Below are 15975 nucleotides of genomic sequence, written 5' to 3' on the forward strand. Positions count from 1 at the left end.
TAGGTTTTACTTGATTGATTTGGTTTGGTACTTCACATTTACTTTGTATTTGAACTTAGGTGGCCCACCAATGGGTGAAGAGAAAAAGGCAATGGCTTCACCATACTGATTGGTTAAATAACAAACCATGTCATTTCTTGAGGTTTTATTTTTAACAATTTGTAAATCCATGGAAGTATTCTTCTCTTCTTCATCTATAAAGTGCTTGCTAGATCCCCAGCTATTATTAGCTGAGACCTCAGCCTTATGCCTATTTTTAGCAACAGAGTACAGCAGCACGAATCCCTCTTTGTCAAAATCGAAGTTGTGCTGCGTAATACTCACCATATCTTTATCAATAAAAGGATACAGGTGTGCGACTGAGTTGACCGCCTCTGGCAGTCTGAAAGAATACTCATAGGTAAATGCATTTGCGCCTTCTACTTCTCTATTGACATCTGGTTGAGTACTTAAATAATATTTGTACAGATTGCCATCATTTCCCAAAAGGCCCTCGGCAATGATCTTGAAAACATGTCCATTCATTTCCTCAGACTTCTCTCCTTCCAAAGGATTGAAGGGTCCAAATGAATACCATTTGTTGTCATATTCTGGCTCGTCATAAAAAGTCTTGGATGCCAACAAATGACCACTTTTATAATTGCCTACAGGGTCAGTTTTTCTACTATCCAATTCGCTATGCGTACCAGCGCCACTGTAGACTGAAAAATTAGTTCTCGTATCCCATTCGCCATTTTTCTCATCAATATTGTCTCCAGTACCTGGATCAAAAATTCGAATATATATAGGCTTAGTAAAAGATGATGGGATTACAAAAAAGAAGACTTGACTATTGTCGTCATCTCCCCACGCCGTATTGCTTTCTGCCCCGAAAGTCACCAAATAGTCGATCTGCTCAAAGCTGCTAGGCACCATCTGAGCTCTAAGGTGTATTGGATTCGAATAGAAAAAAATGGTGATAATCACCAAAATAAAAATTTTAGATATCTTCATCTCCTTCAATTACTATGGTTCTGTTTAGCGATAAGTTTATAATTTGATCCTGACCCTCAACTTTCGCCAAAAGTCTGACATGGTAGCGTCCTTCTTGCAGGTACTCATGTTCGACTTCTTCTCCAGTTGCAAACTTGCCATCTCCAAAATCCCAAAAATATCCAATGCGATTCGGGGCATTTTGAAAAGAAAGCGTGGGAATGGCCGAAATAATGTTACTCCCTTGTCTTTGAAGCTCAAAAGAAAGTCTGTAATTCTCAGCAATGGTCACCTGAAACAACCATTCTTCTTCAAACAAGGCATTTGCCTGAGGGTCTATGACTGACAATACGATGTCATAAGTCCCTAACGAATCATAACAATGCGCTGCGACTTCGCCATATTTAATTGTATCATTGGCGAAAGTCCATTTGTAAATCAGGTCTGCTCTATCGGCTTGAATGGATTCTTTTGCATCTAATACAACACAGTTGTTCAGTAAATAAACTGAATCATAATCTGAAGTTTGTGCAACAGAATTATTGACAAACACACCTAAGATGAGGACAACAAGATATTTCATAAACATAGCTCTATACCCTCAAAAGAAGGTGATAAAACTATATCGTGTGCTTTTTCTCGTCGAATGGATCAATTCACTAGTTGAGTCTAGGATGTGAGTTTCAAAATGGAATTTGTACAATGTCTATTAACCTCATCCATCCCAACAGCATAGTGTAGATTACTATTTAAAAAAGAAGGCCACCCCCCAGTGGCCTTCATTAGCATACTAATTATTGTTTTTGCAAAATCAGATATTGAAAGGCATCCAAGCTGATTTCATTCCCCAATGGGATGTTTTCGTCAGTTAATAAATTTTCCCAAGAGGAGTTTTGAAGGCTGGTAGGCAATGAAAAAGTCTTTGATGTAGCTCGTGTATTCACTAAAATCAAAAGTTCGGAGGTTTCATTGGTTCGACTAAAAGCTATCACGTCAGTATCACTATAGGCAATCAGTTCTCCATGCAAGACCTCAAGCACACTTTCACGAACAGCCATCAAATCTTGGTACTGCTTCAAAATGTCAGGATTTTGACTCCAGTCAATAGGATCCTTACCAAAAAAAGATATCAGTGATGGCCTCCCGATCTCCTGACCAGAATAGATCAGAGGCACGCCACCTATAAAGGCCGTAGCAACAAAAGCGCCTACAGATCCCTCATTTGTATATACTTCTTCGGGTGTCTCATCCCATGCATATACATCATGGTTGGTGATATATCTCAATTTTGATTGATTGGCATCCAAACCACTCATTTCTTGCTCATGTGTCACAAAAAGACCTGATGCACTATTTGAGTTGCTATAAATGTTCTTGATTTTTCCGTAAAAATCCCAAGCATAGTTGAATTCAAAACCTGATGTAAAATTCTCTGCTTTTCCCCCTTCGCCTAGCCAAATCAACTCTTTGTCAGTTGCTGAATTGATTGAAGCTATGGCCTCCGACCAAAACGCATCTGGAACGAAATCTATGGCATCGCATCTAAAACCATCAATGCCCGCCTCCTCTATCCAATATTTCATAGATGCAATCATTTCGGCTTGCATATCTATGTTGTCAAAATTCAGCTCAGCTACATCCGTCCAGCCTGTCCCAGGCGGCTCAATGATGTTTCCATCACTATCCTGCACATACCAGTCTGGTGTTTGCATCCATTCATGATCCCATGAAGTATGATTGGCTACCCAGTCCAAAATCACTGCCATATCTCTACTATGCGCTTCGTTTACCAACGCTATCAAATCATTCAAGTCACCAAATTCAGTATTTACGGCCTGATAATCCTGCACACTATAGGGTGAATTCACTCCCTTCAGCTGACCTATTGGATAAATAGGCATCAACCAAATCACATTAGTTCCTAAGGACTGTATGTGATCCAAACCTGCAGTCACACCTGCTAGTTTTCCTGAAGAGCTGAAAGCCCTTAAGTTCACCTCATAAATCACACGATCTGATAATTTTGCAATATTACTAAAGGAATTGACTGTTGCGGTTTCGTCTTCTTTGTCTATTGGGGTAGGTGGCACCATCCCTGATTCTTCACAGGAAAATGATACTGCCATCATGACTATTGTCATTATCCAAACACTCTTCATTTGCTCTCTCTATTTTGTTCAATCAAAAAATGCAGCCAGAGTATCCTCTGGCTGCACCGTCTACTTAGAAAAGTACAATTATCAAAATAGACTACCAGTGTCTTATTGGCTCCAAGCCAATAAATTAATTTTCAATAATTTCATAATTGAACTCATAAGGGGAAGAACCGCTTTCAAAGCTCAATATTACAGTATAATTTCCATCTGCCTTAATGTCGAACGAAGCGGCATCAAAAACCAGTGGCCCTCTCTTGGCATTAATATCCTTCACTCCATAATTGATGGCCCAGTCATTGTCTGCTCTAAACTTCAATGCGCCTACGACCAAATCAGTTGTAATACTCCAAGTATTAGCATCTGGGTCATAAGTCATATCAGTAGAAGTATCCCATCCGCCAACTGTGGCTGTTCCGATCAACCCAAAAGAGGTCACTTGAACTGCTTCATAAGTAAGTGCAGAGGTGTCTACTTTGAACTTATAATAACCAGCTTCAATGGACAGGCCGTCCTTTGTGCCATCCTTAGTCAAAACACCATCAGACTCATATCCAAAGTTGGTGTGATCCCAGTCTGGATTGCTAGTAAACTTAAAGCCAGCGCCTTCTGCGAAGTACATGTATCCTTCAAACAAATGATCACCCACTTGAGAAATGGTACCTGCTGTAGATGGATCCCACCCTTGATGACTACCAGGTGTCCAAAGCACTCCTTTTTCAGTAGCATCTAGCGTATTCACAGTGAAACTTATTACTTCAGACATCAATTCTGTTGTAGAAGTAATTGCTTTAATTCTAATTTCTGTTTCTACAGCAGTGGCTTCATTCTGACCCAAGTTTCCAACTACATAATAGTTCAAAGCCTCGTTAGTAATCGCCAGTGAAGTCTCCGTGGTTTTACCCAAGATAGCAGTAGTCGCAAAGTCTGTACCTGCCACTGCTGCTTCAATAACATAGGTTACATCACCAGCAGAGCTAAACTCTGCCGCATCCCATGCCATGGCGAATTGATCTGAAAGATTGCTATCATCTATGGAAGTAGCTGAACTTGCTGCTGGACTAGTCAAAACTGGAGGAGTTCCATCGTCACCAAAAGTGGTTACATCAAGGGCCACCACATCAGAAATCAAATCTGACACACCTTCACTTTGAGCGACAATTCTCAATTCCACTTCGGCCAATACATTTGGATCTTGATTCAATTCGGCCAGAATTAAGTCATTTAATTCGGCAATAGTAACCGTCACGCTACTTTCCTGAGTCGAACCTACTATGGCCGGGGAGTAAAACACATTGTCCTTGAAGTCAATTTCCACCAAATAAGTCACAGCCAGGTTTACACCATAATCTGCTTCTTCCCAAGTTACAGTCCAGTTATCCTCTAGGTTATCTTCTGTAATCACCAGGGCTGATCCAGAAGTAGGCGTACTCACAATAGGTGACGACACTTCATCACTCACCATTACTTTAGAATCATCTGTACATGCCTCTATGAGCAAGACACACAGAAAAAAAGATAAATATTTGTATAGTTTCATAATCGTTTCGTTTTGTAATTAATAATCAGTGTTTTGTACCAGATTGGTATTTAGACCAAGGTCAAATGCTGGTAGCGGATATAGATTGAAATGGTCATCAGTGGCAACACCTTCTTGTGCTCCACCTTTCCAATCCCAAGTCAGACTGCCATCAGAAAATTGGCCAAATCTTATTAGGTCTGTTCGACGATGTGCCTCCCAGTATAGCTCTCTACCTCTTTCTTCCAAAAGGAAATCGAGCGTAAGATCCCCTGCTACAATATTGCCTGAGTTGTCACCATACGCTCTTTCGCGCAGCGCATTGACATAAGTCAAAGCAGTAGCTGCATTACCACCAGATCCACCTCTTAAGACAGCCTCAGCATACATCAAGTACACATCTGCCAATCTGAAAAGTGGAAAGTCAGTATCTACAAAATTGCTGTTCTTGCCTTTGTCTCCGAAAGAACTGATATTCTTGTACTTGCCGCACAAATAGCCCTGATTGAACAAGAAGGGATTGGCGATTTCCAAAGCCTGTCCGTCTGTATGGAAAATAGCTCTGCTGTCTGTAGCACCTGATGGGTCTGCAAATACGCTTTCTACAAAAGACGTAGTAGGCCTATTGCCTGACCAGCCTCCTGCACCTATGCCATACTCGTTGTCGGCATCCATAGAACCACCTACTGCTGCATGTATAATAAACGTCATGCCACCATAGTTTCTTGAGTTGTTTCCATCTTCTGCTATGGGGAAAATAATTTCGTCTCGCTGTCTGTGATTGTCCGCTAAGAAGAGCTCTTGATACTGTGGAATTAATGAAAACTGCCCAGATTGAATCACATTGTTGCAATTCTCAAGGCACTTGTCAAAGTCATCCTGGCCTACTCCCAAATAAACTTCAGCATTGAGATACATTTTAGCCAATAGCGTCCAGGCCATGGCTTTATCGATTCTAGCGTACTCGTTCATACCTGCATCTACCAAATCAGGAAGTGCCAGTTCTATCTCCTCCTCTATATGATAATAAAGATCAGATCGGCTAATTTGCTGTGGCATAAATGCTCCTACCTCATCTTCAGGTGTGATGAATGGTACATTTCCCCAAAGATCCAAGGCATAGTAGTAATACAGCGCACGAAGCATTTTTGCCTCAGCGATATAGGTAACTACCTCACTTCTGAAATCGTCCGAAAGATCACCAAGATTATCACCTGCTTCGCGAATGTATTCGTTGCAGTAGGCGATATTAATGAAGATTCTTTGATACAATAATTTCAAATAGAGGTTATTGTCTCCCCAATTTTGATTTTGGAAATCGGATAATCCAGGATCATTCCATGCGGCGATAACTTCATCTGTGGAAATTTCCTGTGCAGTCCAATAAGTACGCATGAATGAAGTTGTCCCTTCATCATCTGCAGAGATTTCTGGCAGACCAAATTCTCCTCTTTGTCCTGTTAAGGTCATGCCACCATATAGCTTAGCCAAAAACTGTCTATAGCCATCTTCAGTGTCAAATACAGAAGCCGAGCTAATCGTTTGCTCATTTAGTGGCTCAGTATCCAGGTCGTCTACACACGCACTAAAAGAAAAAGTGAATGCTGCGACCAACGTAATTTTTAATAGATTATTTTTCATTTTGATTCTATTTAAAGCCATTAAAATTGAGCGCGTAGGCCTACTATGAATGATCTGGTTCTAGGGAAAAAATTGTTATCCAATCCTCCACTGATTTCTGGATCAAGCCCTTTGTAGTCGGTAATGACTAAGGCATTTTGCACACCAGCTGATAATCTCAGGTTCATCAGGCCATTAAAGGCATCGTCGAAGTTGTAAGCCAAATTGATATTGTCAATTCTAAAAAATGAAGCATTCTCAATGTAGTGGTCTGAGAACCTGGTATTCACTCCATTGACGAATTTGGTATCATCTGCCTGAGTAGACATATTGCTCAAGTACTCCATTGAGTTGTACAAGCCCATATACGTGCTACTGGAAGCCACATTATTGTATACATAATTGTTCAAATGCGCTCTACCTGTAATGGAGAAGTCGAAGTTTTTATAGCTCAGCCATGAATTGATACCCATAGCTATTTGTGCCGCAGGATTGTGATAAACATACAAGTCAGAGCTATTGATGATGCCATCATCATTTCTATCTACATAAGCATCCTCGATAGGGTTGCCATTGGTATCATACACTTGCTCATACACGTAAAACGAATTCACTGCATTGCCTAGTTTCTGAACCTGAATGGTGCCTGAAGTGGTTCCTCCTACAGCCCCCGTTTGAACAATGTAATCTGGATCGTCATTTAGATTCAATTTGGTCAGCTCATTGTGATTGTAATACACATTGTAGTTGAGTTTCCATTTCCAATCATCACTATCGATCACCAACCAGTTCAAATTCAGCTCAATACCCTTGTTTTCCATGCTACCCACATTGGTAAGCACTCTTGCTGAGAAATTGGTGCCCACTGGTACATCCACGGTATTCAACAGATCATCCGTTTTCTTGAAATATACATCCACACTACCTGTCACTCGATTGTCTATCAAACCGAAATCAATACCTGCATTGTATGTAGTAGTAGTTTCCCATTTGATGTTGGCATCGTAGCCATCAGGCCTATAGGTATTGTAATAAGTAGACCCAAATGGATATCTGGAGGCATTGTCACTTACTGTGTAGGTGGTCATGTACGGGTAGTCATTTCCGGTATTCAAATCCTGCTGTCCTGTGATACCAAATCCTAATCTCACTTTCAAATCAGACACTACAGCGCTAGTATTCAAGAAGTCTTCATTGGCAGCATGCCAAGCAAAAGCGACAGCTGGAAACCAACCCCATCTGGTATCTGGTGAAAATCTTGACGTTCCATCATTACGCAAAGTCGCTGTTAGGATATACTTGTTCTTCAGATTATAATTCGCTCTGCCGAAAAATGAAACCAGATAATACTCTGACTCGAAGCTTTTGGCTTCTGTAGATTCTGTTCTATAGGCGTTGAGCAATGAATCGGAATTTGATCTATGGAAATGTGACCATGAGTAACCTGCCATCACATCAAATTTGCTATCCACTGAAGGCAAATCCTTTTCATAGTTCACATAGAAATCAAGCAATTGATTTTCTCTACTATCTTCGTAAGGATTGATTCGTCCACCTGCTACAGTCGGCACATATACCCATTGTGTGCTATCCAGGACATTGTTGTGCCCTTCAGATTTCTGATAGTCATAGCCTAAATTCAGGTTTGCTCTGAGTCCTTTTAATACTTCAAAGTCAAACTTCATATTACCAATGCTACGCTTTACTGTAGATGTATTATCTGTCAGGGCTAATTGTGCTACTGGATTGGCCGGAGCCAAATTGATGGACGTGCCATCTATACCTCCAACGGTCCAGGTGGTATACCCTCTCCATCTGATATTGCCATCATAAACAGGTTTGGTAGGGTCATAAGCGATAGCATTGCCAATTGCATTTTGTTCAGCAAAATTATTGTTGTTCAACATGCCTTTGGCATTGATTTGCACCTTCAGTCTCCCGTTTAGCAAAGTAGGATCTAGTGCCACAGCCAAGGTCGTTCTTTCAAAATTATAGGTTTTGAGAATACCGTCTGTATTGTTGTATCCAAGAGATACTCTATAGTTCAGATTTTTTATTCCCCCTGAGACACCAAAATTATGATCCTGACCAAAGGCATCTTGATAGATTTCTTCTTGCCAGTCCGTATTTTCAGTACCAAGCAAATCCAAAACGGTTGGCTCGCCAGCGTACTGATCATTGACCAAAGCACGGAATTCGTCCCCACTGTATACCTCCACCTTTTTTGGTGTAGTGTACAATGTGCCCGTAAAGTTGTAATCAAAGTTCAATCCGCTTTGTCCTCTTTTGGTGGTAATAATAATGACACCATTGGCTGCTCTAGAACCATAAATAGCTGTGGCTGAAGCATCCTTGAGAATCGAGAAAGTCTCGATGTCGTTGGGATTGATACTAGATAGCACATTGGGAGAGCCTCCTGTAGGCGTATTGTCAATGGGCACACCATCTATCACGATGAGTGGATCATTGCTAGCAGACATAGAAGATCCACCACGAATTCTGATGGTAGAAGTATTGCCTGGAGCACCACTATTGGATGTTACCGTAACACCAGCTGTTTTTCCCAGTATCAGCTCCTGAGGGGAGTTAACTGCTCCTCGATTGAAGTCGTTGCTGTTGATAGACGCTACTGACCCGGTCGCATCAGATTTTCTTACCGTTCCATAACCGACCACAACTACTTCGTCCAGGGCTTCAATATCCATTGTCATGGCTATATCTACAGTCGACCGCCCATTCAGTACAGTCTCCTGAGACAGGTACCCAACAAAAGAGATAACCAAGGTAGCATTAGGGTCTGATACATTCAGTTTAAACTGACCATCTATGTCAGCCACTGTTCCCTCAGTTCCTCCTTTCACCAAAACAGTAGCACCTGGCAATGACTCGCCAGTCTCTGAATCGCTTATCTTTCCCGAAATCTCGGTAGGTTCTTCAACCTGCTGTGCAAGAGCTTCATGTGGGCTAAAGGCATACCACATGGCCGACAACAGATAGATTAATAAGTATATTTTTCGCATTTGTATTTTGTTCTAGTTTTAGTTTTTATCATTCTAGTTTTGATCGAATCCTTTATGTGATCCAGATCACTGCGTCAATGAGCAGTCTCATTTTGAACCTCAAGTGGCTCATCTTTTTCCGAATAGTGTTTCATTTTCATAGTGTTTTTAGTTTAAAAGTTGGAAACGTATGGCTTGCCCTCCACCTGCTGCCAACTGGATTTCTAATGTCTGTTCTGCAGAAACAGTCATTTGATTTATTTGAATATCCGTCGGATTAGATTCCATATCAGCGCTAAGACCATCAGCATAGATCTCAGCTTTATATTTTTTCCCTGGCATTAAAAAGTCCAGTGTCACCTCAAAAGAACGACTGCTTTCGTCAGTTACACTACCCAGATACCAATCGTCACTCTTTCTATCTTTTCTCACAATAGTGAGGTAATCGCCTATTTTGGCGTTCAACACTTTGGTATCTTCCCAATCAGTAGGGACATCTTTGATAAACTGAAAAGCAGGTTGTCCTTTATAGTTTGCAGGGAGATCTGCCACCATTTGCCATGGGCTGTAAATCGTGACATACAACGCTAGCTGCTTAGCCAAAGTAGTGTGTACTCTGTTGTTTGGCTTAGTTCTGATATTGATGTCAAAAATTCCAGGTGTATAGTCGAGTGGACCAGCCAAACATCTGGTGAATGGTAGGATAACCGTATGCTCAGGTGGATTTCCTTCGCTCCAGGCTTCATATTCTGTACCACGAGCCCCTTCCCTGGTCATCAGGTTTGGATAGGTTCTTCTCAGACCTGTAGCCTTTACTGGCTCGTGCATATCTAGCATTACCCTATACCTGGCAGCTAATTCTGTTACATAGTTGTAATGATTGACCGAAAACTGACTTTGATGCCATTCTTTTCCGTTGATTTTTTTGGTGACGTATCCCGTCTTTACCGTCAGTATGTTATACTTATTACAAAACTCAAAAGCATCTATGATTTGTCTTTCATAGTTGGTCACATTACCACCAGTTTCATGGTGACCAATGATACTAATGCCTTTGGAAGAAGCGTAGCTGCTTAATTCGTTGATATCGAAGTCATCATACGGCTTGTCAAAATCAAATTCTCCAGATGACCAGTCGCCGTCCCAGCCCTCATTCCAACCCTCAACCAGAACGGCACTCAAATTATTATCAGCGGCGAAGTCAATCATTTCTTTCACATTTTCTGTCTTAGCACCATGCTTTTCCCCACTTCCCCAAGTCTGAGTATTCACATGCATGCCCCACCAGATGCCATTGTACTTACCCGTTTTAATCCATGACTCGTCTTTGATTTTGCTTGGTTCGTTGAGATTGAGAATGAGGTAAGAGGTAATCAGATCGCCGGCATTTTCACCTATTTGAATACTTCTCCATGGAGACTTGGTCGGAGTACTTGTGATGACGCGCTCACCTGTTGATAACGGTACTAAATCAGCCTTGAAGCCAGTCCCTTCTGGTTTCAATGTCATGGCCGAAAAGTCAACCAAAGCCGCCTCATGCACACTTACAAATAGGCTATCTCCCAATTCCATGGTCAGTGGTGTATGTACATTCTGACTTAGCTCAGATACTTTGTTTTTTTGAAACAAATATTCGTAATCTGTAGCCTCACCATAAGCAGGAATCCACCAGGCATCAAAATCATGGACAAAATTGAATTCAGTGAGTTCATCAGTGATTACAAACTCCTTTAAGTTTTCTTGCTCTGGAAATTCATATCTAAAACCCAATCCATCATCAAAAACTTTGAAGACAATGTCCAATTTTCTTTTGGTAGCATTCTTTTCCTCTAGGCTTACTTTTAGGCAATTGTATTTTTCCTCAATGTTTTTGGTTTCTCCCCAAGGCTGTGACCAGGTATTGTGGTAAGCATATTCGCTAATGGCTAGAACTTTAAAATTGTCCAGACTGGCAGCTTCATCCTTCAGTTGGAAACCCAATTTCGAATCGGATATGAGTTGAGAACCATTTTTTGAGACGCTATAGTAAGGCTGGCCATTCTGCAACGTGAGTGTAACCGAAATAGCTCCATCTGGCGAAACCACTTGATACTCATCATTGCATGAAATTATAATCGAACTAAAAAACAATAAGGTGAGCAAACTGAAAATCTTGTATGTGTTCATTTGAATAAATAAGCGTCTTTGTAAATACCAATTAGCCAAACTTATTTTGACTTCTACAAAAAACTTTCAAATGGAAAGCTTTCCCAAAAAACACATTTTCAGTATAGAAAATATAAAGGAATTATTTTTTAACTCATTGAATATATGACACTTATGGATTTATCGATATAAATAATATATAGCGAAATAGCAGTGAAATTTGAGGGTGATCGCATAATTTGACCTGTATTATGTCATGAAAGTTACAAATCGAACTATCCTGGCAATAAACGAGACCAACAGAACCTGAAACCATTTGATACACAAAAAAACCCCTGAAGAAAACTTCAGAGGCTTAAACTATTCAAGCAATTATTTATCTAACTATCTACCTCACAATTTTGTAACCTTAAATGACTTGAACTCATTCAAATCATTTACAACGACCACATAAATTCCGCGCTTTAAAGAAGACAAGTCTAGATCAATAACACCTGTGCTATTTGAAACAATGTTGTTTGAAAGAATGGTTCTGCCCGAGGTATCCAATATGCTAATCATTGTAGATTTTTTCTCAGTACTTGGAAATTTCAGGTGGAGCACATCTTGAACAGGGTTAGGATATAGTAGCACCTGCTGAACCGCCTCTATTTGTTCTTTTGCTTCTCTCACCCGCGCTCCAGTAGCAGATTCAAATGACCAATGACCAGAATATGCTCCTTCGTAAACTGAGCCTGACTGCGCCGAACCTGTCAGATTCTCCACGTGTATATAATCACTTGACTGCCACCTGTTTTTCAATCGCTTATGTCCATCATAATCCTCTATAGTCCACTGTGCACTCCATGCTCCTGTGCTGATACTTGTACACTCGACTGTACCACTGAGTGATTCAATGTTCATATACTGGCCTGTTCCTGAGTTCTGGATGGCTTGATGCCCATCTACGTCAACTAATTCCCACTGGTGGTCTGCAGCAGTGCTGAACCCACCGTATGAAACATTAGTGCCTGCATCAAACAAATAAGTTCCTTGCCACCTATTGACAATATAGAAACCTGATCCTCCACCTATTTGCTCATCAAATTGCACCCAGTTTATATTAAAATCACTAGAAGCAGCATAAAGCCTTATAGTTTGAGAGCCTGCCGTCAATGTTGCTGTGGTTGTTACAGTTGTCCAGTTTTGCCATCCACCTGTTCCGCCGACAGTAGCGCTTCCAAGTGTTGCGCCAGCACTATTTCTTAGCTCCATCGTACCACCGCCAGCTCCACTGGCCATTCTAAAGCTAACAGTGTACACTCCAGCTGTCACCACATTAACATTGTAATCCATCCAGTCACCCGCATTGATCCAACCTACGTTCAATCCTCCACCAGCATCTGAAGTACCTTCTGTTTGAACTCCTGACATGGCGTCCCAATCTTCCGCCTGAACTATACCTGGCAAATCAACTCCTGTAGCTCCTGCTCCACTTTGTAAAACACTGATGGTTCTAGTGATTCCATCGCCCGATACGGTTACTGATCCAGTTCTAGCTGAACCTGAATTGGCAGATACACTTATTGTAAATGACCCATTGTTTGTACCACTTGTAGTCGATGTAGAAATCCAGCTCTGATTGTCAGAGACTGTCCAGTTCACGTTAGAAGTAACATTGATGGTGCTATTTCCACTTGTAGAACCTACTGATAAGCTTGAAGGAGAAACTGCTAAGCTTGAAGGCACTGTAGTTGGAGAAAACTCAATCCAGTTCAAATTAATTCCACTGCTAGCTGCGTATATTCTTAAAGTTTGAGTTCCAGCGGACAGGTTAGCATCAGCAGAAACCGTCGTCCAGCTTTGCCATCCTCCTGTACCTCCGAACGTTACACTACAAAGTGTTGTACCAGAGCTGTTTCTTAATTCTAAAGTTCCTCCAGAAGCACCACTAGCGACTCTAAAGTCTACAGCATATCCACCTGCCTCAGTAACATTTACATTGTAATCTATCCAGTCACCAGCATCGATCCAACCAACATTGGTGCCTCCACCCGTGTCTGTAGTAGCTTCTGTTTGCACACCTGACATGGCTGTCCAGCTTTCGGCCTGTATAGTACCAGGAATAGGAACTCCAGGCCCCGCATCAACTGTAACTAATGATGAATCCGTGAATCCTCCATCTAGTGTCGTGGCTGTAATACTGGCTGTACCTGCACCTACACCTGTCACCAAGCCATTCGCATCTACAGTTGCAATGGCTGTACTACTTGAACTCCAGATTACCGCTTGATTATTGGCATTAGATGGAGAAACTGAAGCTGATAACTGCAGAGTTGTACCTAGGTCTATGGTAGAATTACCAGGACTAACAGACACACCTGTAACATTAATTACGTCTGGCTGACTATTGTACCATACACCATCCAAATACCACCCATCTGTACCATTTCTAGTCAAATTTTCGGTTTTGTCATCATCATTTCCACCATTGAAAATCAAATTGGTAGAGGAAATGTTAGTAAACGTATGGGCATACCAGTCACCACCTTCTGCTGTCATAGCAACTCCTGGCCATGTAGCATTTGGTAAAACCCCAGTCGGTTCGGCATCCCAATAATAAATATTAGTCGATGTCCATGTTGATGGTGTATAGAAGTGTACCGTAAAAGTAGTTGCAGGATTCACTGTAACAGTAGTAGAAGCTTGGTAATCACCATCCTCTGTAGTCACAGTAATGGTTGCCGTACCTACAGATATACCAGTAACAACTCCTCCAGCACTTACTGTAGCAACACCAGGATTGCTTGAACTCCAAGTTACATTTCTATTCGTTGCATTTGCTGGCTGAATAGATGGTGTAATGGCCTGAGTCAGCCCTTCGTTGATTGTTGCACTGGTAGGAGATACACTGATACCTGTAACTTCCACCACTGGAACATTCGCATTCGTTAAGACTATGTACTCATAGGGGTCCAAAGTTACATTTTGACCAGTAGTCCAACTTACTGATGAACCACCTGGAGTGAAGATATCATTATATGTACCGGCCATTCCTGCTGGAATAGTAAACGAGCTACTGCCTCCTCTTGGGTTGATCAATATGGCCACTTTCTCTCCTCCACTCTCTTTAGTAAAAGCAAATACGTTAGGATTAGAACCATCTGGATTGATATAAGATACTGGAAGGCCTCTTCTTAGCGCTTCGCTGTTGTTTCGGGCAGTTAGCATGGTCTGCATTTCCGAATATACTGTCAAATCTTGTGTCCAGTTGATTGTCCCAGAGTTCCATGGATAAGGAAGTGGATTTGTATTTCCTACTTCCATGCCATTGTAGATAAATGGAACACTTCTGTGGTAAGTCGCCAGTGCAAATGCTGCCATAACCCCTGCTCTTCCTCCTTGTAGGAAAGAGAATGGGGAACCTTCTGCGTTGTAATCGTCATGGTTACTAAGATATCTAGCGACTAGTTGAGTAGGGTCTGCGCCTATGTACTCACCAGTGGTTACACCGTCCAAATTGGTCACAGGCTCGCCTGAATCCCATACTTTCTTCATTACATTCCAGTAGAAGTTTGTACCGAAGATGTAATCAAATCCGTTACCATAGTGATAGCCAGGCTCGTTGTCTCCACAAAATGGTGTGCAACCCGTGGACGCTCCTTCGTTGGATCCTTCAGCCAATAGCAACAAATCATGAGAAGATATACCCCTCAAATTGCTTACTGCATTGGTCCAAAATGCTGGTGGAGCTTTATCCGCCCAGTCAAATCGAAAACCATCTACATTAGCTGCAAAAATCCAATAACGCATTGCATCTATCATGGCAGCAGAGGCAGCACTGTTATCCAGATCTAACCAGGCTACATCTGTAAAACAATAGTTGCCAGGATCAGGACAAGGGTATTCAATATTGCCACTACCATCTTGATGATACCAGTCTGGATGTTGCGTGATCCAAGGATGATCCCATGCCGTTTGATTTGCCACCCAATCTATAATGACTGACATACCCAAATTATGAGCATCCTCTACAAGACCACGTAGATCATTTAAAGTTCCTAAGTCAGGTGCTATACTTTTTAAATCTTTATGACTATAGGGAGATCCATCTGGATTGTTTTCAACTCCTAGCGGGAAAATAGGCATCAAATAAAGCACGTTTATTCCCAAATCACTCACCCGTTGTAGGTTGGCTCTTGCTCCTGCAATATCTCTGGATGAACTATACTCTCTCAAATTCATTTGATAGATGTTGGCATCCATACGATGCGGCACGCCCTGAAATGGTGTGCCATACTGTGGCGGGTCTTGAGCCATGACCCCAAGACTGGTTAAAAGGACAGCTACAAATAGTAGCATGGTCGATACCTTGTTAGGAAAATAATAGGCATGACGATTCCCGTCAATAATTGTTTTGTTTTTGTGTTTCATAATAAAAAGTTTAGAATTAAATTTTCTGGAAGCTTAAAAACCATTAAATGGTCGGCTTCTGTTTTTGATAAGTTGCTCTGGCCGTGCAACCGTTTATTTAACCACTAGGCAAGTGATGCATGAAAGGCATGTAGCGGTTGAATTATTTCAAAAA

General features: G+C 41.4%; 8 protein-coding genes. All 8 read right to left on the bottom strand.

The annotated features are described in order from the left end of the window. Positions 1-6: 6 nt before the first annotated feature. The 8 genes from B9A58_RS17505 to B9A58_RS17540 all read right to left on the bottom strand — a co-directional run bounded on the left by B9A58_RS17505 (position 7) and on the right by B9A58_RS17540 (position 15821). Entirely contained in the window at positions 7-993 is a 987-nt protein-coding gene (locus tag B9A58_RS17505; RefSeq protein WP_084374185.1) for a hypothetical protein, read from the bottom strand. Beyond that, positions 980-1555: a PKD domain-containing protein gene (locus tag B9A58_RS17510; protein ID WP_176214831.1), complete on the bottom strand. Its 576-nt coding sequence runs from the start codon at positions 1553-1555 to the stop codon at positions 980-982. The genes B9A58_RS17505 and B9A58_RS17510 overlap by 14 nt, the downstream gene beginning before the upstream one ends. A 211-nt stretch (positions 1556-1766) precedes the next feature. After that, positions 1767-3131, bottom strand: coding sequence for an alpha-amylase family glycosyl hydrolase (locus B9A58_RS17515; protein ID WP_084374187.1), 1365 nt, complete (start codon positions 3129-3131; stop codon positions 1767-1769). Between the two features lie 124 nt (positions 3132-3255). Beyond that, positions 3256-4665, bottom strand: coding sequence for a SusE domain-containing protein (locus tag B9A58_RS17520; protein ID WP_084374188.1), 1410 nt, complete (start codon positions 4663-4665; stop codon positions 3256-3258). An 18-nt stretch (positions 4666-4683) separates the two neighbouring features. Continuing rightward, a complete protein-coding gene (locus tag B9A58_RS17525) occupies positions 4684-6285 on the bottom strand; it encodes a RagB/SusD family nutrient uptake outer membrane protein (protein ID WP_084374418.1) in 1602 nt (533 codons plus the stop codon). Positions 6286-6305: 20 nt separating this feature from the next. Beyond that, entirely contained in the window at positions 6306-9284 is a 2979-nt protein-coding gene (locus B9A58_RS17530; protein ID WP_084374189.1) for a SusC/RagA family TonB-linked outer membrane protein, read from the bottom strand. Positions 9285-9431: 147 nt separating this feature from the next. After that, positions 9432-11429, bottom strand: a complete 1998-nt coding sequence (locus tag B9A58_RS17535) for a glycoside hydrolase family 97 protein (protein WP_084374190.1) — start codon at positions 11427-11429, stop codon at positions 9432-9434. A 372-nt stretch (positions 11430-11801) separates the two neighbouring features. Then, positions 11802-15821, bottom strand: a complete 4020-nt coding sequence (locus B9A58_RS17540; protein WP_084374191.1) for a carbohydrate-binding protein — start codon at positions 15819-15821, stop codon at positions 11802-11804. Between the last annotated feature and the right edge of the window lie 154 nt (positions 15822-15975).

It is taken from the genome of Reichenbachiella faecimaris (genome assembly GCF_900176375.1).
Classification (GTDB): Bacteria; Bacteroidota; Bacteroidia; order Cytophagales; family Cyclobacteriaceae; genus Reichenbachiella; species Reichenbachiella faecimaris.

What these genes read in the sequence shown, in the direction of transcription:
- B9A58_RS17525 (WP_084374418.1), bottom strand. Translation starts at nt 6,285, where the DNA reads ATGAAAAATAATCTATTAAAAATTACGTTGGTCGCAGCATTCACTTTT.
- B9A58_RS17520 (WP_084374188.1), bottom strand. Translation starts at nt 4,665, where the DNA reads ATGAAACTATACAAATATTTATCTTTTTTTCTGTGTGTCTTGCTCATA.
- B9A58_RS17535 (WP_084374190.1), bottom strand. Translation starts at nt 11,429, where the DNA reads ATGAACACATACAAGATTTTCAGTTTGCTCACCTTATTGTTTTTTAGT.
- B9A58_RS17510 (WP_176214831.1), bottom strand. Translation starts at nt 1,555, where the DNA reads ATGAAATATCTTGTTGTCCTCATCTTAGGTGTGTTTGTCAATAATTCT.
- B9A58_RS17530 (WP_084374189.1), bottom strand. Translation starts at nt 9,284, where the DNA reads ATGCGAAAAATATACTTATTAATCTATCTGTTGTCGGCCATGTGGTAT.
- B9A58_RS17540 (WP_084374191.1), bottom strand. Translation starts at nt 15,821, where the DNA reads ATGAAACACAAAAACAAAACAATTATTGACGGGAATCGTCATGCCTAT.
- B9A58_RS17515 (WP_084374187.1), bottom strand. Translation starts at nt 3,131, where the DNA reads ATGAAGAGTGTTTGGATAATGACAATAGTCATGATGGCAGTATCATTT.
- B9A58_RS17505 (WP_084374185.1), bottom strand. Translation starts at nt 993, where the DNA reads ATGAAGATATCTAAAATTTTTATTTTGGTGATTATCACCATTTTTTTC.